Origin of the sequence: Streptomyces tamarix (genome assembly GCF_032423885.1) — a bacterium.
In the GTDB taxonomy this organism is placed as follows: Bacteria; Actinomycetota; Actinomycetes; order Streptomycetales; family Streptomycetaceae; genus Streptomyces; species Streptomyces tamarix.
In genome coordinates, this window is the sequence record NZ_JAWCTQ010000023.1 from 53,809 (window position 1) to 75,623 (window position 21,815).

Sequence of the window (21,815 nt, forward strand, 5' to 3'; positions counted from 1 at the left end):
TCGGCGCAAGCCCTCCGCCCCGCGTCCCCGCGCCGGTGCTCCCGCGCGCCCCCGCCGCGCTCCTCACGCCAGGAACCCGCGCAGCAGCGCCGCCGTGCCCGCGCAGTGCTCCCGCGCCACCTCCCGCGCCCCGTCGGCGTCGCCCTCCAGCACCGCCTCCACGAGCGCGTCGTGCTGGTGCTGGGCGTGCTCCAGGTTCCGCACGAGCAGCGGGATGCAGTCCAGCAGGTCGTTCACGGTCGCCCGGACCGCCGCGTACTGCGCCGTCAGCGTCGGCGAGCCGGACAGCTCCGCCAGCGTCAGGTGCAGCAGCGTGTCCTGCCGCCGGTAGTCGTCCAGCGGCGCGTCGTGCGTCGCCCGCAGCGCCGCCCGCAGCCGGTCGGCCTCGCCGCGCCCCAACCCCCGCGCCGCGCACAGCCCCGCGGCGCCGGTCTCCAGCACCTCCCGGAACGACAGCACGTCCTCCAGGTCGACCGCCGCCGTCCGCCGCCGCAGCTCCTCCCCGCCCGCCCCCCGGCCCGGGCGCAGCACGAACGTCCCCCCGTACCGGCCGCGCCGGCTCTCCACCAGGCCCTGCTCCTGGAGCACCTTCAGCACCTCGCGCAGCGTGACCCGGCTGATGCCCATCCGCTCCGCCAGCTCCCGCTCCGCCGGCAGCCGCTCCCCGGCGGGCACCAGGCCGAGCCGCACCACCTGCAGGATCTGCTCCAGGGCCTCCTCGAACCCGTTGCCCGCGCGCACCGGCCGCAGCACCGGCGTCAGCCGATCGGATGCCCGCTCCACCACCACGGTGACGTCCCCTTCCCAGCAAAGGTCTCCGGCAATACCTTATGGCTCCCGGCTGACCCAAGGAGGACCCACCCCGTGGCAGACCGCACACCCCCGCTCCCCGTCGGCGAACTCCGCGCGCTCGTCGCGAACGGCGAGATCGACACCGTCGTCCTGGCCTTCCCCGACATGCAGGGGCGGCTCCAGGGCAAGCGGTTCGCGGCCCCCTTCTTCCTGGACGAGGTGCTGGAGCACGGCACCGAGGGCTGCGCCTACCTGCTCGCCGTCGACGCCGACATGAACACCGTCGACGGCTACGCCATGTCCTCCTGGTCCACCGGCTACGGCGACTTCGCCCTGCGCCCCGACCCCGCCACCCTCCGCCGCGTCCCCTGGCACCCCGGCACGGCCCTCCTCCTCGCCGACCTCGCCTGGCACGACGGCACCCCCGTCACCGCCGCGCCCCGCCAGATCCTCCGCCGCCAGCTGGAGCGGCTCGCCGCCCGCGGCTACACCGCCCACGTCGGCACGGAGCTGGAGTTCATCGTCTTCAAGGACACCTACGAACAGGCGTGGGACGCCCACTACCGCGGCCTCACCCCCGCCAACCGGTACAACGTCGACTACTCGATCCTCGGCACCGGCCGCGTCGAACCCCTCCTGCACCGCATCCGCACCGAGATGGCCGGCGCCGGACTGACCGTCGAGTCGGCCAAGGGCGAGTGCAGCCCCGGCCAGCACGAGATCGCCTTCCGCTACGACGAGGCCCTCACCACCTGCGACCACCACGCCGTCTACAAGACCGGAGCCAAGGAGATCGCCGCCCAGGAAGGCGTCTCCCTCACCTTCATGGCCAAGTACGACGAGCGCGAGGGCAACTCCTGCCACATCCACCTCTCGCTCCGGGACGCCGACGGCCGCGGCGCCATGGCCGGCGACGGCCCGCCGGGCACCCCGGCCGCCCTCTCCCCCCTCATGCGCCACTTCCTCGCCGGACAGCTCGCCGCCCTCCGCGAGTTCTCCCTCCTCTACGCCCCCCACATCAACTCCTACAAGCGGTTCCAGCCCGGGTCCTTCGCCCCCACCGCCGTCGCCTGGGGCCACGACAACCGCACCTGCGCCCTCCGCGTCGTCGGCCGCGGCCCCTCCACCCGCTTCGAGAACCGCCTCCCCGGCGGCGACGTCAACCCGTACCTCGCCGTCGCCGGACTCGTCGCCGCCGGCCTGCACGGCATCGAGCAGCGCCTCGAACTCCCCCCGCCCTGCACCGGCAACGCCTACGCCGGCGGCCACGCGCACGTCCCCACCACCCTCCGCGAGGCAGCCGCGCTGTGGGAGGACAGCGCCCTCGCCCGGGCCGCCTTCGGCGACGACGTCGTCGCCCACTACCTGAACATGGCGCGCGTCGAACTCGCCGCCTACGACGCCGCCGTCACCGACTGGGAACTGCGCCGCTCCTTCGAACGCATGTGAGGCCGCCTTGACCACCGAGACCACCGGGCCCCACGTCCCGGACCCCGCCACCGAGCTCCACGTCCTGAACCCCGCCACCGGGGACCGCGTCGCCGCCGTCCCCGCCACCACCGCCGCCGGCGTGGACGCCGCCGTCGCCCGCGCCGCCCGCGCCCAGCGCGCCTGGGCCGCCGCCGCCCCCGCCGACCGCGCCCGGCTCCTGCGCCGCTTCGCCACCACCGTCGACGACCACCTGGAGGAACTGGCCCTCCTGGAGGTGCGCGAGGCCGGCCACACCATCGGCAACGCCCGCTGGGAGGCCGGCAACGTCCGCGACCTCCTCGACTACGCCGCCGGGGGAGTGGAGCGGCTGACCGGCCGGCAGATCCCCGTACCCGGCGGGATCGACGTCACCTTCCTCGAACCCCTCGGCGTGGTCGGCGTCATCGCCCCCTGGAACTTCCCCATGCCGATCGCCGCCTGGGGCACCGCCCCCGCCCTCGCCGCGGGCAACGCCGTCCTCCTCAAACCCGCCGAGGCCACCCCGCTCACCGCGCTCCGCCTCGCCGAACTCGCCCTCGACGCCGGCCTGCCCGAACACCTCTTCCAGGTGCTCCCCGGCGAAGGCCCCGTCACCGGCGCCGCCCTCGTCGAACACCCCGGCGTCGCCAAGATCGTCTTCACCGGATCCGCACGCGTCGGCAAGGGCGTCATGGCCGCGTGCGCCGCCCGCGTCAAGCGCGTCACCCTCGAACTCGGCGGCAAGAACCCCAACATCGTCTTCGCGGACGCCGACGTCGAGGCCGCCGCCCTCGCCGCGCCCATGTCGTTCCTCGACAACGCCGGCCAGGACTGCTGCGCCCGCACCCGCGTCCTCGTCCAGCGCACCGTCCACGACCGGTTCCTCGAACTCCTCGCCCCCGCCCTGGAGAAGGTCGTCGTCGGCGACCCGGCCGACGAGGGCACCCAGATGGGCCCCCTCATCTCCCGCGCCCAGCTCGACCGCGTACGGTCCTACGTCCCCGACGGCGCCGCCGCCCTGCGCGGCAGCGCCCCCCGGGGCCCCGGCTTCTGGTACCCGCCGACCGTCCTCACCGGCCTCGCCCCCGACGCGCCCGCCGCCACCGAGGAGGTCTTCGGCCCCGTCGCCGTCGTCCTCCCCTTCGACGACGAGGACGACGCCGTGCGCCTCGCCAACGCCACCGACCACGGACTGTCCGGCTCCGTCTGGACCCGCGACGTGGGACGCGCCCTGCGCGTCTCCCGCGCCGTCCAGGCCGGCAACCTCTCCGTCAACTCCCACTCCAGCGTCCGCTACTGGACCCCCTTCGGCGGCTTCAAGCAGTCCGGCGTCGGCCGCGAGCTGGGCCCCGACGCCCTCACCGCCTTCACCGAGACCAAGAACGTCTTCATCAGCACGGAAGGCTGACCCATGACCGAGAGCACGGACACCCCCGTCTGCCGCCGCCTCGTCGGACGCACGGCCGTCGTCACCGGCGCCGGCAGCGGCATCGGCCTCGCCGCCGCCCGCCGCCTCGCCTCCGAGGGCGCCCGCGTCGTGTGCGGCGACATCGACGAGACGACCGGCAAGGCCGCCGCCGACGAGACCGGGGGCCTCTTCGTACGCGTCGACGTCACCGACCCCGGCCAGGTCGAGGCGCTGTTCCAGGCCGCGTACGACACGTACGGCAGCGTCGACGTCGCCTTCAACAACGCGGGCATCTCCCCGCCCGACGACGACTCGATCCTGGAGACCGGACTGGAGGCGTGGAGGCGCGTCCAGGAGGTCAACCTCACCTCCGTCTACCTCTGCTGCAAGGCGGCCATCCCCCATATGCGCCGCCAGGGCCGGGGCTCCATCATCAACACCGCCTCCTTCGTGGCCCGCATGGGCGCCGCCACCAGCCAGATCTCGTACACGGCTTCCAAGGGCGGCGTCCTCGCCCTCTCCCGCGAGCTGGGCGTGCAGTTCGCCCGCGAGGGCATCCGCGTCAACGCCCTGTGCCCCGGCCCCGTCAACACCCCGCTGCTGCGGGAGCTGTTCGCGAAGGACCCCGAGCGGGCCGCGCGCCGCCTCGTCCACATCCCCCTCGGCCGGTTCGCCGAGGCCGAGGAGATCGCCGCCGCCGTCGCCTTCCTCGCCAGCGACGACGCCTCCTTCGTCAACGCCACCGACTTCCTCGTCGACGGCGGGATCTCCGGCGCCTACGTCACCCCCCTCTGAGGGCTGACTACCCTGACCGCATGAACATGACGACACCGCCGGGCTGGTACCCGGACCCGGCCGCACCCGCGGTGGAGCGCTGGTGGGACGGCACCGCCTGGACCGGCCACACCCGCCCCGCGGGCGGCCCGCCGGCGGCCGTCGCACCCCCGGGGCGGTACGGCGGCCGTGGGACCCGGATCGCCGTCGCGGCGCTCGCCGTGGCGGCGGTCACGGCCGCCGCGGTCCTCCTCCGCCCCGGCGGCGGCGAGACCCCGGCCGCCGCGCCGCCGGCCCCCTCCGGCGCCGTCCCCTCCGTCCCGGCGCCCGCCGCGTCGACCCCGGCGGCCCGGCCGTCCCCCGCCCCGAGCGGGGACGGCTCCGTCCTCGTCGACCAGCTCAACGGCATCAGCCTGCCCCTGCCGAAGGGCTGGGAGAAGGCGGAACTCGGCATCGACCAGGCCCCGACCATGGTCACGACCGGCGACCGCCCGTGCCCCAACAGCACCCGCTTCTGCCGCCCCGGCCGCGTCCTGTCCCGCACGCTCGCCTCCGCCGCCACCACCCACCGGGCGATGGCCGAACAGGACGTCGCGGAGGCCGCCGAGCAGCTGTACGGCGAGGACGTCCTCGGCAACAAGCCGTACGGGGGCGTCACGGCGCACCGGGTCGTCGCCGCCCGCCAGGTCGTCGTCGCCGGCCGCACCGGCTACCTCGTCCGCTGGCGGGTCACCACCGGCAAGGGCCCCGGTGGCCACGTCCAGTCGCTGGTCTTCCCGTCACCCGGCGGGGTCGAACAGCCCGTCGCCGTACGGTTCGCCTTCGACGCCGGGCCGGACGGGCCGCCGCTCTCCGTCATGGACGAGATCACCGAGGGCATCCGCCCCATCGGCGGCTCCACCAGCGGCGGCGTGGGCAGCAGCATCGCCCCCGGCGGCGACGGCTGACCCGCTACAGGAACGTCCGCCCCTCGCCGCGGTAGGTGGGCACGGCCGCCGTCACCCGGTCGCCCTCGACCAGGTGCAGCCGGTCGAACCGCTCGCACAACTCGCCCGCCTTCGCGTGCCGGAACCACACCTTGTCGCCGATCAGCAGATCGTCGGCGGCCGCGCCCAGCAGCGGCGTCTGCACCTCGCCCGGCCCCTCCATCGGGTCGTAGCGCAGCCCCTCCGGCAGGTACGGCACCGGCAGCCGGTCCCGGCCCGCCGCACCCGACGCCGGGTACCCGCCGCCCAGCACCGTCACGACGCCCACGCCCGGCCGGCGCACCACCGGCTGCGCGAACAGGGCGGCGGGCCGGCCGCTGAACGACGTGTAGTCGTCGAACAGCCGGGGCACGTACAGCCCCGACCCCGCGGCGACCTCCGTCACCGCGTCCTCGGCCGCCGTGTACTGCACGCTCCCGGTGCCGCCGCCGTTCACGAACTCCAGGTCCGGCGCGACGGCCCGCACGGCCGCCACCACGGCCGCCCGCCGCTCCGCCAGCTCCCGCCGCGCCACCGACTGCATCAGCCGCACCGCCCGCGACCGCACCGGCCGGCCCGCGACCGCGTCACCGACCCCCGCGACGTGCCCCTCGTACGCCATCAGCCCCACCAGCCGGAACCCCGGACGGCGCGCCACGGAGCGGGCCAGCTCCGCCACTTCGGCCGGTCCCCGCAGCGGTGACCGCAGCGCGCCGATCCGTATCCGCCCGCCGAGCAGCCGCAGCGAGGTGTCCAGCTCCAGGCAGACCCGCACCACCTCCCGGCCGTTCCCGCGCGCCGCCTCGATCAGGTCCAGTTGCGCCGCGTCGTCCACCACCACCGTGACGGAGCGGGCGAGTTCGGCGTCGGCGGTCAACTCCGCGAAACCGGCGCGGTCCGCCGAGGGGTACGCCAGCAGCACGTCGTCGAAGCCGGACCGCGCCAGCCACAGCGACTCCTCCAGCGTGAACGACATCACCCCCGCGAAGCCGGGCCGTGCCAGCACCCGCTCCAGCAGCGCGCGGCAGCGCAGCGACTTGCTCGCGACCCGGATCGGCTTGCCCCCGGCACGGCGTACGAGGTCGTCGGCGTTGGCGTCGAAGGCGTCCAGGTCGACGACGGCGAGCGGGGCGTCGAGACGCGCGGTGGCCCGGTCGTAACGGGCGCGGTCAGCGGCACGGGGAGTCATGGGCCAGAGCGTGCCAGACCCCGTTACCCGGGGGTAGGGGCCGGGGGCGGGACGTTCCGGTCAGATCCGCCCCGACCTGCGGCCGCGTTCCCGCGGGCCCGTCGGCAGCCTTTAGAGTGACGCCTACACGCCGGCGAACGGGCCTGCTCCGACGGCGTCACCGGTACGAGGACGAGGGGGGCCGATGAGCACCGAGGCACGACGCCCGGCCCCTCGGCCCGAGCCCTCCGCGGAGACCGCCGCCCGCCTCCGCCCCGCCCCCCACCCGTCCCCCGCCGGCACACCCCCCGGCAGTGCGCCCGCGCCTGGGGCCACGCCCGCGCCCGCGCCCCGCGCCGGGCGTCCGGCCGCGCGACCCGGCGGCCCGGCGGCGCCCCGGGGCGCCGACTCCCCGGCCGCCCGCGCCCCTTCGGCCCCACCGACACCGGCCACTCCACCGACACCGGCCGCCCCGCCCGACACCGGCCGCCCGGCCACCCCGCCCGGCGCCCAGGAGCCGCCCGCCCACCGCCCGGCCGCCGCTTCCGCATCGCACGACACCGGAACGACGCGCCCGCGCCCGGCGCCCCGGGGCGCCGACGCCCCGCCGGTGGGGCGCGAGCCGCACGGCCCCGCCCCGGAGCCCGTCCGCCCGGCCGGCGCGGGTGCCGGGCGGACGCCCTCGTCGTCCGCGACCGGCGACGGGCCCCGCCGGACGGCCTCTGCCTCCCTGCCCACGGCCGCCGGTTCGACGGCCTCCGCCCCCGGGACGGCCGCTGGGCGTTCGGCGAGCACCGGCCGCCGTTCGCCCGCCGCCCCGGACCCCGTCCGCCCGGCCGACGCGGGTGCCGGGCGGACGCCCCCGTCGTCCGCGTCCGGCGACGGCCCCCGCCGGACGGCCTCTGCCTCCCTGCCCACGGCCGCCGGTTCGACGGCCTCCGCCCCCGGGACGGCCTCCACCCCCGGGACGGCCCCTACCCCCGGGACGGCTCCCGCCCCCGGAACGGCCGCTGCCCGCTCGGCTGGTGCCGGCCGCCGTCCGGCCGCCGCCGCCATCCCGGAAGCGGCCCCTGCCGACCGCCGCCCCGCCGCCGCGGGGGACGGGCGGCCGTCCGGACCGGCCGGACCGGTACCGCCCCCGCCCCCGCGGGGGGCCGTCCCCCCGCCCCCGGCCGTGCCGCCACGGCGGCCGGACGCAGCCGCCGTCCCCGGCCCGCGCAACGCCGGTCCCACGCCCTCGGCGTCCCCGCCCGGGCCGTACCCGTTTGTGTACTGGGCCCCGCCCGAGGCGCTCCACGAGACGACCGTGCAGTTGCGGCCCGTCCGTGCTCCGCGGCGCCCCGCGCGGACCCTGGCCGCCGCCGCGTGCCTCGTTCTCGGGCTCGGGCTCGCCGGCGGGGCGGCCGCCGGCGCCTGGGTGCTCCAGGACTCCGAGGGCATCCCCGGCCGTACGGCCTACACCGAGGCCGCCACGCTCTGGCACAGCACCCCCGTCGACACCCTCTTCCCGCGCGTCCTCGACGGCGACGGCGCCGGCCCGGGCGGGGCGGACCGCGTCTGGACGCGCGTCGCCGTCGCGCCCGACGCGCCCTGTGCCACCGCGCTCCAGCCCCGGCTGGCCGCCGCCCTCGCGCCCGCCGGCTGCCTGCGCGTGCTCCGCGCCACGTACACGGACGCGACGTCCAGCAGCGTCACCACCGTCGGCATGGTCTTCATGGGGACCGACGCCGCCGGCATGACCGCCCTCCACGCCCGCTTCACCGACGGCGGCCTCGACAAGAGCCCCGACCTCATACCGCCCGCGCTCGCCGCGCCTGGCACCGTCGCGGCCCGGTTCGGCGACGCCCAGCGCGCCAGTTGGTACGTGAACGTCCTCACCGAGGTCCCCGTCGTCGTCTACGGCGTGTCCGGCTTCGCGGACGGCCGCGCCGTGCCCCGCCCCCAGCCCGCCCAGCAGGCGATGGCCAAGGGCCAGACGACCGCCCCCGCCCAGGCCGGGCTCGGCCACGAGGCGCGCGGCGTCGCGGACCGGGTGGAGCAGGGCCTGCGCGCGGCGGTCACCAGGGCGACCGAGGCGCCCGCGCGGAAGGAGGACCGGTGAAGCACCCCCACACCACCGACACCACTCGAACTACCCACGCCACTCGAACCCCCGACACCACTCGAACCACCCGCCCCACCCGGGGCGCCCGCGCCGCCCGCACGGCGGGCGCCCCGGGCACCCCCCGCCTCCTCCTCGCCGCCCTCACCGCCGCCGCCCTCGCCCTCCTCCCCGCCGCCCCCGCCCGCGCGGACGGCATCCGCGCCCGCCAGTGGGGCAACGAGGCGATCAACGCCGAACAGGCGTGGACCACCACCAGGGGCGAGGGCGTCACCGTCGCCGTCCTCGACACGGGTGTGGACGAGGACCACCCCGACCTCGCCGGCAACGTCCTGCCCGGCAAGGACCTCGTCGGCTTCGGCGCCGAGCGCGGCGACCGCGCCTGGGCCCGCCACGGCACCGCCATGGCCGGCATCATCGCGGGCCACGGACACGGCCCCGGCAACGGCGACGGCGTCATCGGGGTCGCCCCCGAGGCGAAGATCCTCCCCGTCCGCGTCATCCTCGAAGGCGCCGACAAGGCCCGCTCCCGCGCCCGCCAGACCCGCGGCGGCGCCCTCGCCCAGGGCATCCGCTGGGCCGCCGACCAGGGCGCCGACGTGATCAACCTCTCCCTCGGCGACGACAGCGAGTCCGCCCACCCCGAGGCCGCCGAGGACGCCGCCGTCCAGTACGCCCTCGCCAAGGGGGCCGTCGTCGTCGCCTCCGCCGGCAACGGCGGCGAGAAGGGCGACCGCGTCTCGTACCCCGCCGCCTACCCCGGCGTGATCGCCGTCACCGCCGTCGACCGCTTCGGCACCCGCGCCTCGTTCTCCACCAGCCGCTGGTACGCCACGGTCAGCGCGCCCGGCGTCGACGTCGTCATCGCCGACCCGGACCGCAAGTACTACGAGGGCTGGGGCACCAGCGCCGCCGCGGCGTTCGTCTCCGGCGCCGTCGCCCTCGTCCGCGCCGCGCACCCCGGCCTCACGCCCTCCCAGATCAAGAAGCTGCTCGCCGACACGGCGCAGGGCGGCCCCGAGGGCGGACGCGACGACGACAAGGGGTACGGGACGGTCGACCCGGCCGCCGCGATCGAGGCCGGCGCCGCGCTCCGCCCCGCCGACCTCAAGGCCGCCGTCACCGGCTACGACCGCGCGTACTTCGGCCCCGGCCCGCGCCGCGAACCCGGGCCGAAGGAGCCCGTCGGCCTGGTCGCCCCGGTCACGGGCGGCGTCGGCGCGCTGCTGGTGGTGACCGCCGCCGCGCTGTGGCGCACGGGGCGCCGTACGGGGTGAGCGGGACGCCCGGATAGGCTCGGCGCGTGGCGCTCAAGAACATTCCCGACCCCGGCTTCTCCGACGACGACGGCTCCGCCGACCCCGGGCTCGCCGAGGCCCTCGCGGCCTGGGCCGAGGACCGCGGCGCCGAGCCGCGCGTACTGGAGGCGCTGCGGGGGGCCCGCCTCCTCGTCCCCGTGGTCGCCGTCCTCGGCGAGGTCGAGGAGGACGGGAACGGGCTGCGCCGCGAGAAGACCAGCGACATGGCGGTGCCCACGCTCACCGCGGGCGACCGCCGCGCGCTGCCCGCGTTCACGTCCACCGACGCGCTGGCCCGCTGGGACCCGCAGGCCCGCCCCGTCGCCGTACCGCTGCACCAGGCGCTCCAGGCCGCCGCGCACGAGAAGGCCGACACGGTGGTCCTGGACATGGCGGGCCCGGTGCCGTACGAGCTGACCGGCCGGGCGCTGCTCGCCCTCGCCGAGGGCCGCACCAGCACCGACCCGCTCGCGGACCCGGCCGTCACCGACGCCGTGCGCGCGGTCGTCGCCGCCGAGCCGGCGGTGCTGCGCGCCTACCTGGGCCGCGGCGGCGGCGCCGACGGCACGCTCGCCCTGGTCCTCGCCCCGGACGCGGCGCCCGCGCAGGCGGCGCGCCGCCTGGCGGCGGCCATGGCGGCGGACGAGACGCTGAGGGCCCGCCTGGTGCGGGGCCTCGACCTGGCGCTGCTGCCGGCCGGGGCCGCCCCGCCGGGCGGGCCCTTCTACGTGAGGGGATGAGGGAGGGCGGACGGGCCGCCCGGGTCAGCCGAAGACCGGGCCGGTGTACTTCTCGCCCGGCCCCTGGCCCGGCTCGTCCGGCACCAGCGACGCCTCGCGGAACGCCAACTGGAGGGACTTCAGCCCGTCCCGCAGCGGCGCCGCGTGGAAGGAGCTGATCTCCGTCGCGCCGGCGTCCAGCAGGCCCGCCAGGGCGTGCACCAGCTTGCGGGCCTCGTCGAGGTCCTTGTACGCGTCGCCCTCCTCGGTCAGCCCGAGCTTCACGGCCGCGGCGCTCATCAGGTTCACGGCGACCGTGACGATCACCTCCACCGCGGGGACCTCCGCGATGTCGCGGGTCATGGCGGCGAAGTCGGGTCCGGGCTCGCTGGGCGTGGCGTCACTCATGCCCCACACGATAGGCGCTCCCCGGAGCGCCGGACGCCGCCCGCCCGGTTGGGCCGACCACCGGGCAACTGGTAGCCTGGTGTGACGACCGGCCGGAACCAATGAGCTCCGGCCCACAAGTGGAGGCTCCGTCTCCCACCTGGCCGTCCTCTGGGACGGCGGGTCACCGGTCAGGCGGCGCCCATCGTTCCGTACGGACGATGGACCCGCCCGAGTACAGCGCCCCGCGGTTCGCCGTGGCGGTGCTCCGGTATCGCCAGGAGCCCCGCCTGTGTCCCGTCCGGGGCATTTTTCATGCGCCGGCGCGGTTGGTCTCACCAAACACAGACGTTACGCGTCCGTCCGCCAGGCGGTCGCGTGGTGCTACCGAGGAGGATCCATCAGCGCCGAGCCCCGCATCAACGACCGGATTCGCGTTCCCGAGGTGCGACTTGTCGGTCCCAGCGGCGAGCAGGTCGGAATCGTTCCGCTCGCCAAGGCCCTGGAGCTTGCCCAGGAGTACGACCTCGACCTGGTCGAGGTCGCGGCGAACGCCCGTCCGCCCGTGTGCAAGCTCATGGACTACGGGAAGTTCAAGTACGAGTCGGCCATGAAGGCCCGTGAGGCGCGCAAGAACCAGGCGCACACGGTCATCAAGGAGATGAAGCTCCGGCCGAAGATCGACCCGCACGACTACGACACCAAGAAGGGTCACGTCGTCCGGTTCCTCAAGCAGGGCGACAAGGTCAAGATCACGATCATGTTCCGCGGACGCGAGCAGTCCCGGCCGGAGCTCGGCTACCGACTCCTGCAGCGGCTCGCGGAGGACGTCCAGGACCTCGGTTTCGTCGAGTCGAACCCGAAGCAGGACGGCCGCAACATGATCATGGTTCTCGGCCCGCACAAGAAGAAGACCGAGGCCATGGCCGAGGCCCGCGAGGCGCAGGCCGCCCGCAAGGCGGAGCGCCAGGGCCAGCCCGCCCAGGCGGACCTGCCGCCCGCCGAGGCGGACCCGTCGCCCGCCGAGGCGGACCCGTCCGCCCAGTAGCCTCCAAGGCCGTGTCCGGGGCAATCCCGCCCAGGACTCGAAACCGATCCACCTGACGCTCCCGCGCGCCGGTCCCCGGACCGGCTGGGAGCGCCACTGACGAGGAGATAACGGCGCTATGCCGAAGAACAAGACGCACAGCGGTGCCAAGAAGCGCTTCAAGATCACCGGCTCGGGCAAGGTGCTCCGCGAGCGCGCCGGCAAGCGCCACCTGCTCGAGCGCAAGTCGTCCAAGCTGACGCGCCGCCTCTCTGGCAACGCCGAGATGGCCCCGGGTGACAGCGCCAAGATCAAGAAGATGCTGGGCATCTGACCCCGATCGTCTGATCCGAAGCCCCCGAAGCCGGGACCCATTCGTTTCCGGGCCGTGTGACCACCCCCAGCGGCCCCGCTACAAGGAGTTAACAAGTGGCACGCGTCAAGCGCGCAGTCAACGCTCACAAGAAGCGCCGTGCGATCCTCGAGCAGGCCAGCGGTTACCGCGGCCAGCGCTCGCGCCTGTACCGCAAGGCGAAGGAGCAGGTCACCCACTCGCTGGTCTACAACTACAACGACCGCAAGAAGCGCAAGGGCGACTTCCGCCAGCTGTGGATCCAGCGCATCAACGCCGCCGCCCGGGCCAACGGCATCACGTACAACCGCTTCATCCAGGGTCTGAAGGCCGCCAACGTCGAGGTCGACCGCAAGATCCTGGCCGAGCTCGCGGTCAACGACGCGGGCGCGTTCGCCGCTCTCGTCGAGGTCGCCCAGAAGGCCCTCCCGAGCGACGTCAACGCCCCGAAGGCCGCCGCCTGACCTCCCCAGGCCGCCGTTCTTCCGACCGGACCCGCAGGCCCGCGCCTGCGGGTCCGGCGCGTTCGCCGTCCCGCCACGACCCCGGCCCCCGCAGCCAGAAAGAGCCGCCGAGCACCATGGGCACCCCCGAGCTGATCTCCCCGCGTTCCCCGCGCGTCGCCGCCGCGCGCCGCCTCGCCAAGCGGAACTTCCGGAGCAAGGAGCGCCGGTTCATCGCCGAGGGGCCGCAGGCCGTCCGCGAGGCCGCCGGACACCGGGGGCCGGGCGGCGGGCCGACGCTGCTCGAACTCTTCACCACCGCCGAGGCCGCCACCCGGTACGCCGACATCGTCGACACCGCCCGCGCCGCCGGCGCCCGCGTCCACCACGCCTCCGACGCCGTCCTCGCCGAGATCTCCCAGACCGTCACCCCGCAGGGCATCGTCGGCGTGTGCGGCTTCCTCGACTCGCCCTTCGAGGAGATCCTCGCGGCCCGCCCCAAGCTGGTCGCCGTCCTCGCCCACGTACGCGACCCGGGCAACGCCGGCACCGTCCTGCGCTGCGCCGACGCGGCCGGCGCCGACGCCGTCGTCCTCACCGACGCCTCCGTCGACCTGTACAACCCCAAGTCCGTCCGCGCCTCCGTCGGCTCCCTCTTCCACCTGCCGGTCGCCGTCGGCGTCCCCGTCCAGCAGGCCGTCGCCGGCCTCAAGGCCGCCGGGGCCCGCGTCCTCGCCGCCGACGGCGCGGGCGACGACGACCTCGACGCCGAACTCGACGCGGGCACCATGGGCGGTCCCACCGCGTGGATCTTCGGCAACGAGGCGTGGGGGCTCCCCGAGGAGACCCGCGCCCTCGCCGACGCCGTCGTCCGCGTCCCCATCCACGGCAAGGCCGAGAGCCTGAACCTCGCGACCGCCGCCGCCGTGTGCCTCTACGCCTCCGCCCGGGCACAGCGCGCGGCGGGAGGGTGCCGCTCCGTCACCCCGAGCTAGTAGGGTGACGGGCTCGAAGACCCGTCGCGCGACACCGAGGAGTGGGACACGGGGATGACGCTCGACACGAGCAGCCACGCGGAGGACCGCGGCGCCTTAACGCGCCGGGCGGCCCGCCCCGGCGCCCCCGCGCACGACCCCGGCGCCCCCGCGGGCCGGGGGTACGACCCGGACGAACTGCCGGACGGGCTCGTCGTCGCCGACGCCGACGGCCGGGTCGTCTGCTTCAACGCCCAGGCCGTCCGCATCACCGCCGTGCCCCGCGACCGGGCGCTCGGCCGCCGCCTGGAGGAGACCCTCCCGCTGGAGGACCTCAAGGGCCGCCGCTGGTGGCCGCTGACCGACCCCTACGGCGGCCTCGCCACCCGCACCGGCCAGCCCGAGCGGAACCTGCTGCTGCCCGGCGGCCGGGAGGTCCTCGTCGCCGCCCGGTACGTGAGGGACGAGCCGCTCGGCCCGGTCCGCCGGGTCGTGGTCACCCTCCGCGGCACCGAGGCCCGCCGCCGCACCGAGCGCGCCCACGCCGATCTGATCGCCACCGTCGCCCACGAACTGCGCTCCCCGCTGACCTCGGTCCGGGGCTTCACCCAGACCCTCCTGGCCAAGTGGGAGCGGTTCACCGACGACCAGAAGCGGCTCATCCTGGAGACCGTCGACGCCGACGCCAACCGCGTCACCCGGCTCATCACGGAACTCCTCGACATCTCCCGCATCGACTCCGGCCGGCTGGAGGTGCGCCGCCAGCCCGTCGACATCGCCGCCGCGGTCGGCCGCCACGTCCAGGGCCACACCGCCCGCGGCCAGTCGCCCGACCGCTTCTTCGTCCGCGTCCGCCGCCCCCTGCCCGACCTGTGGGCCGACCCCGACAAGATCGACCAGATCCTCGCGAACCTCCTGGAAAACGCGGTGCGCCACGGGGAGGGAACCGTCACCATCGAGGTGGCCCCCACCGGCCCGCAGGACGAGGAGAAAGGAACGGCGGTCACCGTGAGCGACGAAGGCCCCGGCATCCCCGAGGAGTCGATGGGCCGTGTCTTCACCCGCTTCTGGCGGGGGAGCACCCGCGGTGGCACCGGTCTCGGCCTGTACATCGTCAAGGGCCTCGTCGAGGCCCACGGCGGCACCATCACCGTCGGCCGCGCCCCCGCGGGCGGCGCCGAGTTCCGATTTACCCTGCCCGTGGGCGCCCCGGCGTACCTGACCCAGGGGGACTGACCCCGACGGTCCGGCCCCGGCGGCACCCACGGGCTCATCCGCGACAGCCGTACCCCGTTAGACTCGACCTTTGGCACCTTTGCGTCCTCGGTCGTCGAGCGGGGGCCCCAGCCAGCCCATTCGGAAGTACGGGAAGAGATGTCGGCACCCAACAAGTCGTACGACCCAGTCGAGGTCGAGGCACTGAAACCGGAAGAGATCGAGCGGATGCGGGACGAGGCGCTCGCCGCCTTCGCCGCCGCCGGTGATCTCGACGAGCTCGCCCACGCGAAGGTCGCCCACACGGGCGGCACCTCGCCCCTCGCCCTCGCCAACCGAGAGATCGGCGCCCTGCCCCCGCACGCGAAGGCCGAGGCGGGCAAGCGCGTCGGCCAGGCGCGCGGCGCGGTGTCCAAGGCCCTGGCCGCCCGCCAGGCCGAACTGGAGGCCGAGCGCGACGCCCGCGTGCTGGTCGAGGAGGCGGTGGACGTCACCCTCCCCTACGACCGCACCCCGGCCGGCGCCCGGCACCCGCTGACCACCCTCATGGAGCGCGTCGCGGACGTCTTCGTCTCCATGGGCTACGAGGTGGCCGAGGGCCCCGAGGCCGAGGCGGAGTGGTTCAACTTCGACGCCCTCAACTTCGTCCCCGACCACCCGGCCCGCCAGATGCAGGACACGTTCTTCGTCCAGGGGCCGGAGGGCACCCGCGGCGACGAGTCCGGCATCGTGCTGCGCACCCACACCTCGCCGGTGCAGGCGCGCACGCTCGTCGACCGCGAGCCGCCCGTGTACGTCGTCTGCCCCGGCCGCGTCTACCGCACCGACGAGCTCGACGCCACGCACACCCCGGTCTTCCACCAGATCGAGCTCCTCGCCGTCGACGAGGGCCTCACCATGGCCGACCTCAAGGGCACCCTCGACCACATGGTCCAGGCGCTGTTCGGGCCGGACATGAAGACCCGGCTCCGCCCGAACTTCTTCCCGTTCACCGAGCCGTCCGCCGAGATGGACATGCTCTGCTACGTCTGCCGCGGCGAGTCCGTCGGCGACGCGGACCGGCCCTGCCGCACCTGCGGCAGCGAGGGCTGGATCGAGCTCGGCGGCTGCGGCATGGTCAACCCCAAGGTGCTCGTCGCGTGCGGCGTCGACCCGGAGAAGTACAGCGGCTTCGCCTTCGGGTTCGGCATCGAGCGGATGCTGATGTTCCGCCACAACGTCGAGGACATGCGAGACATGGTCGAGGGTGACGTCCGGTTCACCCGGCCGTTCGGGATGGAGATCTGATGCGGGTCCCGCTTTCGTGGCTGCGGGAGTACGTCGACCTGCCGGCGACGGAGACCGGCCGTGACGTACAGGCCAAACTGATTTCGGCCGGCCTGGAGGTCGAGACCGTCGAGCAGCTCGGCGCCGGCCTCACCGGCCCGCTCGTGGTGGGCAGGGTCCTCACCATCGAGGAGCTGACCGAGTTCAAGAAGCCGATCCGCTTCTGCACCGTCGACGTCGGCCCGGCCAACGGCACCGGCGAGCCCCAGGAGATCATCTGCGGCGCCCGGAACTTCGCCGCGGGCGACAAGGTCGTCGTCGCCCTCCCCGGCGCCGTCCTGCCCGGCGACTTCCGCATCGCCGAGCGCAAGACGTACGGCCGGGTGTCCCGCGGCATGATCTGCTCCTCCGACGAGCTCGGCATGGGCGACGACGGCACCAAGGGCATCATCGTCCTGCCGCCCGAGCACGAGGTCGGCACCGACGCCACCGCCCTGCTGGAGCTGTACGACGAGGTCCTCGACATCGCCGTCACGCCCGACCGCGGCTACTGCCTGTCGATGCGCGGCGTCGCCCGCGAGACGGCCATCGCGTACGGGCTGCCGCTGCGCGACCCGGCGCTCCTCGACGTGCCCGCGCCGAACTCGTACGGCTACCCGGTCCAGGTCGCCGACCCGGTCGGCTGCTCCCGCTTCACCGCGCGCACCGTCGTCGGCCTCGACCCCGAGGCCCGGTCCCCGATCTGGCTCCAGCGCCGCCTCCAGAAGGCCGGCATGCGCCCGGTCTCCCTCGCCGTCGACGTCACCAACTACGTGATGCTCGAACTGGGCCAGCCGCTCCACGCCTACGACCGGAGCCGCCTCGACGGCCCGATCGGCGTGCGCCGCGCCGAGCCCGGCGAGAAGATCACCACCCTCGACGGCACGGTCCGCGTCCTCGACCCGGCCGACCTCGTCATCACCGACAACCGCGGCCCCATCGGCATCGCGGGTGTCATGGGCGGCGCCAACACCGAGATCGCCGACGCCGGGACCGACCCCGAGACGGGCCAGGTCCGCGGCACCACCGAGGTCGTCATCGAGGCCGCGCACTTCGACGCGATCTCCATCGCCCGCACGGCCCGCCGCCACAAGCTGTCCTCCGAGGCGTCCAAGCGGTTCGAGCGCGGCGTCGACCCGCAGGCCGCGGCCGCCGCCGCGCAGCGCACCGTCGACCTGTTGGTCCTCCTGGCGGGCGGCACGGCCGAGGCCGGCGTCACCGAGATCATCGCGCCGAGCGCCCCGCGCACGGTCGCCATGCACGCCGACCACCCCGACCGCGTCGCGGGCGTCGCCTACGGCCGCGAGACCGTCGTCCGCCGCCTCCAGGAGATCGGCTGCGACGTGTACGGGCAGGACGAGCTGGTCGTCACCGTCCCGTCCTGGCGCCCCGACCTGGCCGAGCCGAACGACCTCGCCGAGGAGGTCATCCGGCTGGAGGGCTACGAGAACCTGCCCTCGACGCTGCCCAAGCCGCCCGCCGGCCGCGGGCTCACCGAGCGCCAGCGCGTCCACCGCCGCGTGGGCCGCGCCCTCGCCGGCGCCGGCTACGTCGAGGCGCTGACCTACCCGTTCGTCAGCGAGCAGGTCTTCGACCAGCTCGACCTGCCGGCGGACGACCCGTGCCGCCGGGTCGTCAAGCTCGTCAACCCGCTCTCCGACGAGGAGCCCGCGCTGCGCACCACGCTGCTGCCCGGCCTCCTCGGCGCGCTGCGCCGCAACGACGGCCGCGGCAGCCACGACCTGGCCCTATTCGAGACGGGCCTGGTCTTCCACGTCCCCGCCGAGCCGGGTGTCGCGGTACGGCTGACCGTCGACCGCCGTCCGACCGACGCGGAGATCGCCGGCGTCAACGCCGTCCTGCCCGAGCAGCCGCGGCACGTCGCCGTGGTCCTCGCCGGGGCGCGCGAGCAGGCCGGCTGGTGGGGCAAGGGCCGCCCGGCCGACTGGGCCGACGCGGTCGAGGCCGCCCGGACCGTGGCCCGCGAGGCCGGCACCGACCTCGTCGTCCGCCAGGGCCAGTACGGCCCGTGGCACCCGGGCCGCTGCGCCGAGCTGGTCGTCGTCGTCGACGGCGCCGAGCGGATCGTCGGCCACGCCGGCGAGCTGCACCCGCGCGTCGTCAAGGCGTTCGGCCTGCCCGCCCGCACGTGCGCCATGGAGCTCGACCTCGACCTCGTCGAGCGGGCCTCCGCCGGCCCCGTGCGCGCCCCGCGGATCTCCACGTTCCCGGTGGCCACGCAGGACGTCGCCCTCGTCGTCGACGCGGGCGTGCCGGCCGCCGAGGTGGAGCGCGTGCTCCGCGAGGGCGCGGGCGAACTGCTGGAGTCCATCCGGCTGTTCGACACGTTCACCGGCGAGCAGATCGGCGAGGGCAAGAAGTCCCTGGCGTACGCGCTGCGGTTCCGCGCCGAGGACCGTACGCTGACCGTCGAGGAGGCCACGGCCGCCCGTGACGCCGCCGTGGCGCTCGCCGCGGAGCGCACCGGGGCGGTGCTGCGCGGCGCCTGACGTACCGTCAGGAAACTGCCCGTCGCCCGTACGGAGGGGCGCGTCCGGACCGCCGGATGCGCCCCTTTCCGCCTTTCCGCGGCCGGGGAGCCGGGGGCGTTCGCACGGTTTCTCACTCATCCGGGTGAGAAGTCTGGTGGACGTTCCCCGCGAGACGGGACGATCGACAGAATCGTCCCGACCGCGACAAGGGGCCTGAAGAAGGGCGGTCCGCATGATCCGTAGATGGTCCCGGAAGCCCTGTGCGCGCGGAGTCGGCCCGCTCGCCCCCCTGGCCCCGCCGGTGCCGTGGAGCGCCGCCGCGACGGGCAAGCCGATATGCCCGCCGGCCCCGGCCCGGCCGGACGACATGGTGACGCGGATCGCCGGCGGCGCCCTCCTCTTCGCGGTCGGCACGGGCCTGGTCGTGGGCGTCTGCCGGAGCCTGCGCCGCGAGCTGCGGCAGACCCGGGCCGTCGCCCAGGCAGCCCAGCGGGTCCTGCTGCGCCCGCTGCCGTCCCGCCTCGGCGGGCTGTCCGTCGCCGGCACGCAACTGCCGGCCCTGCCGGGGGCGGTCGTCGGCGGCGACCTGTACGAGGCGGTGGCCACCCCGTACGGCGTGCGCGTGATCATCGGCGATGTGCGGGGCCACGGGCTGGCCGCGCTCGGCGCGGTCGCCGCCGTCCTGGGCAGCTTCCGGGAGGCGGCGTACGAGGAGCCGGGGCTCGGCGGCCTGCTGCGGCGGCTCGACCGGGCGCTCCAGCGGTACGTGGGGGAGCGGACGCGGGACGAGGGCGCCGGGCACCCGGCGTCGGGAAGCCCCCCGGCCGAGGAGTTCGTCACCGTCCTGCTGCTGGACATCCACCACAACGGCGACGTGCTGGTCCTCAACTGCGGCCACCCCTGGCCGTACCGGATCGGGGCCGCGGCCGAGCCCCTCGCGGCCGGGGAGCCGCTGCCGCCGCTCGGTGCGTTCCCGCTGCCGGACACCCTGCCCGTGCGGCGCTGCGACCGGCTGCTGCCGGGCGAGGCGCTGTTCCTCCACACGGACGGCGCGGGGGAGGCGCGGGACGCCGCCGGCCGGTTCTTCCCGCTGGAGGAGGTGCTCGGCCGGATCGCGCGGCGGGCGCCGCGGACGCCGGCCGCCGTCATCGAGGACGTCCGGGCGGCGCTGCTGGCGCACACGGGGGGCCGTCTCGCGGACGACGTGTCCTTCGTCGTCGTCCGCGACGACCGGGTGCCCGCGGAGCGCGTCCTGGTGCCGGCCCGCACCGGGGAGCCCGGCCCGCACCGCACCCGGCCCGCGCCGTCCTCCCGGTAGCGGCTGGACGCGGACGGTGCGGACCGGCGCCCCCACCCGCCCCGCCGGAACGTGTCGGGCGGACCGGCGGGGCGGGCGGCGCGCGGACGGTCCGCCGCCCGCACGAGGGGGGAGCCGGCGGCCCGGCCGCCTCCCGGGAGGCGTCAAGTCAACCGGACCCCGGCGCATGGCGGGAGAGTGCGCGGGGCACGCATACGGGCACTTCATTCACACCCCGTGCGAATCGGGCACCCCGTCGCGGGGCGCCCGGCGGAACACGGCACCCTGAGGGGCACCCATGCAGCCCAACACCCTGCTCGACGCCCTGCTCGACGAGGCGGGGATGTCCCACGCGGGCCTGGCCGCCCACGTCAACCAGGCGGGCCGCGCACGCGGTCTGGCGCTGCGGTACGAGCACACGGCGGTGGCGCGCTGGCTGAGGGGCCAGCGGCCTCGCGGCCAGGTGCCGGACCTGATCTGCGAGGTGCTGGGCGCCCGGCTGGGCCGCCCGGTCGCGCTGGACGACATCGGGCTGGGCGTACCGGGGAACGGGACCGCCCCGCCGCACGGGACGCCGCTGTCCGGGTTCGTGGAGCGGGCCACGGCGCTGTGGCGGTCCGACGAACAGCAGCGCCCGCACCTGCGGGGGGTCGCCGCGGTGACCGGGACACCGGCGGTGATGCCGGTGTGGGAGTGGGAGAACCCGCCCGAGGACGCCGACGTGTCGCGCGACGGCCACACGCGCGTCAGCGCCTCCGACATCGAGACGCTCCGCGCGGCCCGGGCCCACTACGAGCTGATGTACCGCAGGACCGGGGGCATCGCGACCCGTGCGCGGATCGTCGGGTTCCTCAACGCGGAGACGGCCCCGCTGCTGCGCGGCGCCTACGGAGACGCGCTGGGGCGGCGGTTGCACCGGGCAGCGGGCGGGCTGGTCGCGGTGGCGGGCATCTGCGCGTACGACTCCGACGAACTGGGCCTGGCGCAGCGCTACTTCCACCAGGCCCTGCGGCTGGCGAAGGCGAGCGGCGACCGCGGGCTGGGCGCCTACGTCATCGCGCTGCTGGTCAACCAGGCGCTGTTCATGGGGGAGTACCGGCAGGCCGTGGCGTTCGCGGAGGCGGCGCTGCGGGCGGCCCGGCAGCGGGTCACCCCGGCGCTCGCCGCCGACCTGTACGCGATGCAGGCGAAGGCGTACGCGCACCTCGGCGACGGGCCGGAGGCGCTGCGGTGCGTCCACCGCGCGGAGTGGGAGGCGGAGCGGATCAGACCCGGCCACGAGCCGGACGAGACCGGGTACGTCCAACCGGGGCTGGTCAACGTGCAGGTGGCGGAGGCGTTGCTGCGTCTGGGTGACCTCCCCGGGGCGCGGGAGAACGCCGTCGCCGCCGTGCGGACGCCGGCGCACGACCGGGGACGGGTCCACCGGCTGGCGATTCTCAGCCAGATCCAACTGAGCCAGGGGGAGCCCGACGGGGCGGCGAGGACGGCGGCGGAGATGGCCGAGCGGGCCCGCGGGATGGAGTCGCAGCGGCTCAGGGGCCGTCTGCGGGAGGTGCGGGAGCGTCTGGTGGCCAGTGGCTCGGGTGACGCGGAAGAGGCGGCCGAGCGGATCGAAGCGGCCCTGCGCGTTCCGGTCTGACGGGGCG

General features: G+C 75.6%; 19 protein-coding genes. 16 read left to right on the forward strand and 3 right to left on the reverse strand.

Going from position 1 to position 21,815, the window contains the following annotated elements:
* Positions 1 to 63 precede the first annotated feature (63 nt).
* Positions 64 to 786: a FadR/GntR family transcriptional regulator gene (locus RND61_RS18970; RefSeq protein ID WP_315879185.1), complete on the reverse strand. Its 723-nt coding sequence runs from the start codon at positions 784 to 786 to the stop codon at positions 64 to 66.
* Positions 787 to 864: 78 nt separating this feature from the next.
* Between RND61_RS18970 and RND61_RS18975 the strand changes: the two genes are divergently transcribed.
* From RND61_RS18975 to RND61_RS18990, 4 genes are read left to right on the forward strand one after another with little or no spacing between them, the layout of a single operon-like run.
* Positions 865 to 2,241: a glutamine synthetase family protein gene (locus RND61_RS18975; RefSeq protein ID WP_315879186.1), complete on the forward strand. Its 1,377-nt coding sequence runs from the start codon at positions 865 to 867 to the stop codon at positions 2,239 to 2,241.
* Positions 2,242 to 2,248: 7 nt separating this feature from the next.
* A complete protein-coding gene (locus RND61_RS18980) occupies positions 2,249 to 3,649 on the forward strand; it encodes an aldehyde dehydrogenase family protein (RefSeq protein WP_315879187.1) in 1,401 nt (466 codons plus the stop codon).
* Between the two features lie 3 nt (positions 3,650 to 3,652).
* Positions 3,653 to 4,444, forward strand: coding sequence for a 3-oxoacyl-ACP reductase (locus tag RND61_RS18985; RefSeq protein WP_315879188.1), 792 nt, complete (start codon positions 3,653 to 3,655; stop codon positions 4,442 to 4,444).
* A gap of 20 nt (positions 4,445 to 4,464) precedes the next feature.
* Positions 4,465 to 5,370: a DUF2510 domain-containing protein gene (locus tag RND61_RS18990; RefSeq protein WP_315879189.1), complete on the forward strand. Its 906-nt coding sequence runs from the start codon at positions 4,465 to 4,467 to the stop codon at positions 5,368 to 5,370.
* A 4-nt stretch (positions 5,371 to 5,374) separates the two neighbouring features.
* Here the strand turns inward: RND61_RS18990 and RND61_RS18995 are convergent, their stop codons facing one another.
* Positions 5,375 to 6,577, reverse strand: coding sequence for an amino acid deaminase/aldolase (locus RND61_RS18995; RefSeq protein WP_315879190.1), 1,203 nt, complete (start codon positions 6,575 to 6,577; stop codon positions 5,375 to 5,377).
* 1,246 nt (positions 6,578 to 7,823) lie between these two features.
* Between RND61_RS18995 and RND61_RS19000 the strand changes: the two genes are divergently transcribed.
* From RND61_RS19000 to RND61_RS19010, 3 genes are read left to right on the forward strand one after another with little or no spacing between them, the layout of a single operon-like run.
* The gene (locus tag RND61_RS19000) at positions 7,824 to 8,657 is read left to right on the forward strand and encodes a hypothetical protein (RefSeq protein ID WP_315879191.1); all 834 of its coding nucleotides are present in this window, start codon (positions 7,824 to 7,826) and stop codon (positions 8,655 to 8,657) included.
* Positions 8,654 to 9,934 carry a type VII secretion-associated serine protease mycosin gene (gene mycP, locus RND61_RS19005; protein ID WP_315879192.1) on the forward strand — a complete coding sequence of 427 codons (1,281 nt, stop codon included), beginning with the start codon at positions 8,654 to 8,656 and terminating at the stop codon, positions 9,932 to 9,934. Before RND61_RS19000 ends, mycP begins: the two co-directional genes overlap by 4 nt.
* 26 nt (positions 9,935 to 9,960) lie before the next feature.
* Positions 9,961 to 10,695, forward strand: a complete 735-nt coding sequence (locus RND61_RS19010) for an SseB family protein (RefSeq protein WP_315879193.1) — start codon at positions 9,961 to 9,963, stop codon at positions 10,693 to 10,695.
* 24 nt (positions 10,696 to 10,719) lie between these two features.
* On the opposite strand, the gene RND61_RS19015 is transcribed toward RND61_RS19010, so the two are convergent.
* Positions 10,720 to 11,082: a DUF1844 domain-containing protein gene (locus RND61_RS19015; RefSeq protein WP_315879194.1), complete on the reverse strand. Its 363-nt coding sequence runs from the start codon at positions 11,080 to 11,082 to the stop codon at positions 10,720 to 10,722.
* A gap of 379 nt (positions 11,083 to 11,461) precedes the next feature.
* On the opposite strand from RND61_RS19015, the gene infC reads away from it, so the two are divergent.
* The 9 genes from infC (at position 11,462) to RND61_RS19060 (ending at position 21,808) form a co-directional block, all read left to right on the forward strand.
* Entirely contained in the window at positions 11,462 to 12,109 is a 648-nt protein-coding gene (infC, locus tag RND61_RS19020) for a translation initiation factor IF-3 (protein ID WP_315879237.1), read from the forward strand.
* Between the two features lie 118 nt (positions 12,110 to 12,227).
* Positions 12,228 to 12,422 (forward strand): 50S ribosomal protein L35, encoded by a 195-nt coding sequence (gene rpmI / locus RND61_RS19025; protein WP_315879195.1) that lies wholly within the window; start codon positions 12,228 to 12,230, stop codon positions 12,420 to 12,422.
* 95 nt (positions 12,423 to 12,517) lie between these two features.
* Entirely contained in the window at positions 12,518 to 12,904 is a 387-nt protein-coding gene (gene rplT / locus RND61_RS19030) for a 50S ribosomal protein L20 (protein WP_066950970.1), read from the forward strand.
* A gap of 116 nt (positions 12,905 to 13,020) precedes the next feature.
* The gene (locus RND61_RS19035; RefSeq protein ID WP_315879196.1) at positions 13,021 to 13,878 is read left to right on the forward strand and encodes a TrmH family RNA methyltransferase; all 858 of its coding nucleotides are present in this window, start codon (positions 13,021 to 13,023) and stop codon (positions 13,876 to 13,878) included.
* A 54-nt stretch (positions 13,879 to 13,932) separates the two neighbouring features.
* Positions 13,933 to 15,093, forward strand: coding sequence for a sensor histidine kinase (locus RND61_RS19040; protein ID WP_315879197.1), 1,161 nt, complete (start codon positions 13,933 to 13,935; stop codon positions 15,091 to 15,093).
* A gap of 138 nt (positions 15,094 to 15,231) precedes the next feature.
* A complete protein-coding gene (gene pheS, locus RND61_RS19045) occupies positions 15,232 to 16,359 on the forward strand; it encodes a phenylalanine--tRNA ligase subunit alpha (RefSeq protein ID WP_315879198.1) in 1,128 nt (375 codons plus the stop codon).
* Complete coding sequence (gene pheT, locus RND61_RS19050; protein WP_315879199.1) at positions 16,359 to 18,887, forward strand: phenylalanine--tRNA ligase subunit beta; 2,529 nt, start codon at positions 16,359 to 16,361, stop codon at positions 18,885 to 18,887. Before pheS ends, pheT begins: the two co-directional genes overlap by 1 nt.
* 214 nt (positions 18,888 to 19,101) lie before the next feature.
* Positions 19,102 to 20,187, forward strand: a complete 1,086-nt coding sequence (locus RND61_RS19055; protein WP_391653728.1) for a PP2C family protein-serine/threonine phosphatase — start codon at positions 19,102 to 19,104, stop codon at positions 20,185 to 20,187.
* A gap of 277 nt (positions 20,188 to 20,464) precedes the next feature.
* The gene (locus tag RND61_RS19060) at positions 20,465 to 21,808 is read left to right on the forward strand and encodes a transcriptional regulator (RefSeq protein WP_315879200.1); all 1,344 of its coding nucleotides are present in this window, start codon (positions 20,465 to 20,467) and stop codon (positions 21,806 to 21,808) included.
* Positions 21,809 to 21,815: the final 7 nt, after the last annotated feature.

Coding starts and splice junctions, on each gene's coding strand:
- RND61_RS18985 (WP_315879188.1), top strand. CDS start 3,653: ATGACCGAGAGCACGGACACCCCCGTCTGCCGCCGCCTCGTCGGACGC.
- RND61_RS19055 (WP_391653728.1), top strand. CDS start 19,102: ATGATCCGTAGATGGTCCCGGAAGCCCTGTGCGCGCGGAGTCGGCCCG.
- RND61_RS19015 (WP_315879194.1), bottom strand. CDS start 11,082: ATGAGTGACGCCACGCCCAGCGAGCCCGGACCCGACTTCGCCGCCATG.
- RND61_RS19035 (WP_315879196.1), top strand. CDS start 13,021: ATGGGCACCCCCGAGCTGATCTCCCCGCGTTCCCCGCGCGTCGCCGCC.
- RND61_RS19060 (WP_315879200.1), top strand. CDS start 20,465: ATGCAGCCCAACACCCTGCTCGACGCCCTGCTCGACGAGGCGGGGATG.
- pheT (WP_315879199.1), top strand. CDS start 16,359: ATGCGGGTCCCGCTTTCGTGGCTGCGGGAGTACGTCGACCTGCCGGCG.
- RND61_RS18995 (WP_315879190.1), bottom strand. CDS start 6,577: ATGACTCCCCGTGCCGCTGACCGCGCCCGTTACGACCGGGCCACCGCG.
- RND61_RS19040 (WP_315879197.1), top strand. CDS start 13,933: ATGACGCTCGACACGAGCAGCCACGCGGAGGACCGCGGCGCCTTAACG.
- rpmI (WP_315879195.1), top strand. CDS start 12,228: ATGCCGAAGAACAAGACGCACAGCGGTGCCAAGAAGCGCTTCAAGATC.
- RND61_RS18990 (WP_315879189.1), top strand. CDS start 4,465: ATGAACATGACGACACCGCCGGGCTGGTACCCGGACCCGGCCGCACCC.
- pheS (WP_315879198.1), top strand. CDS start 15,232: ATGTCGGCACCCAACAAGTCGTACGACCCAGTCGAGGTCGAGGCACTG.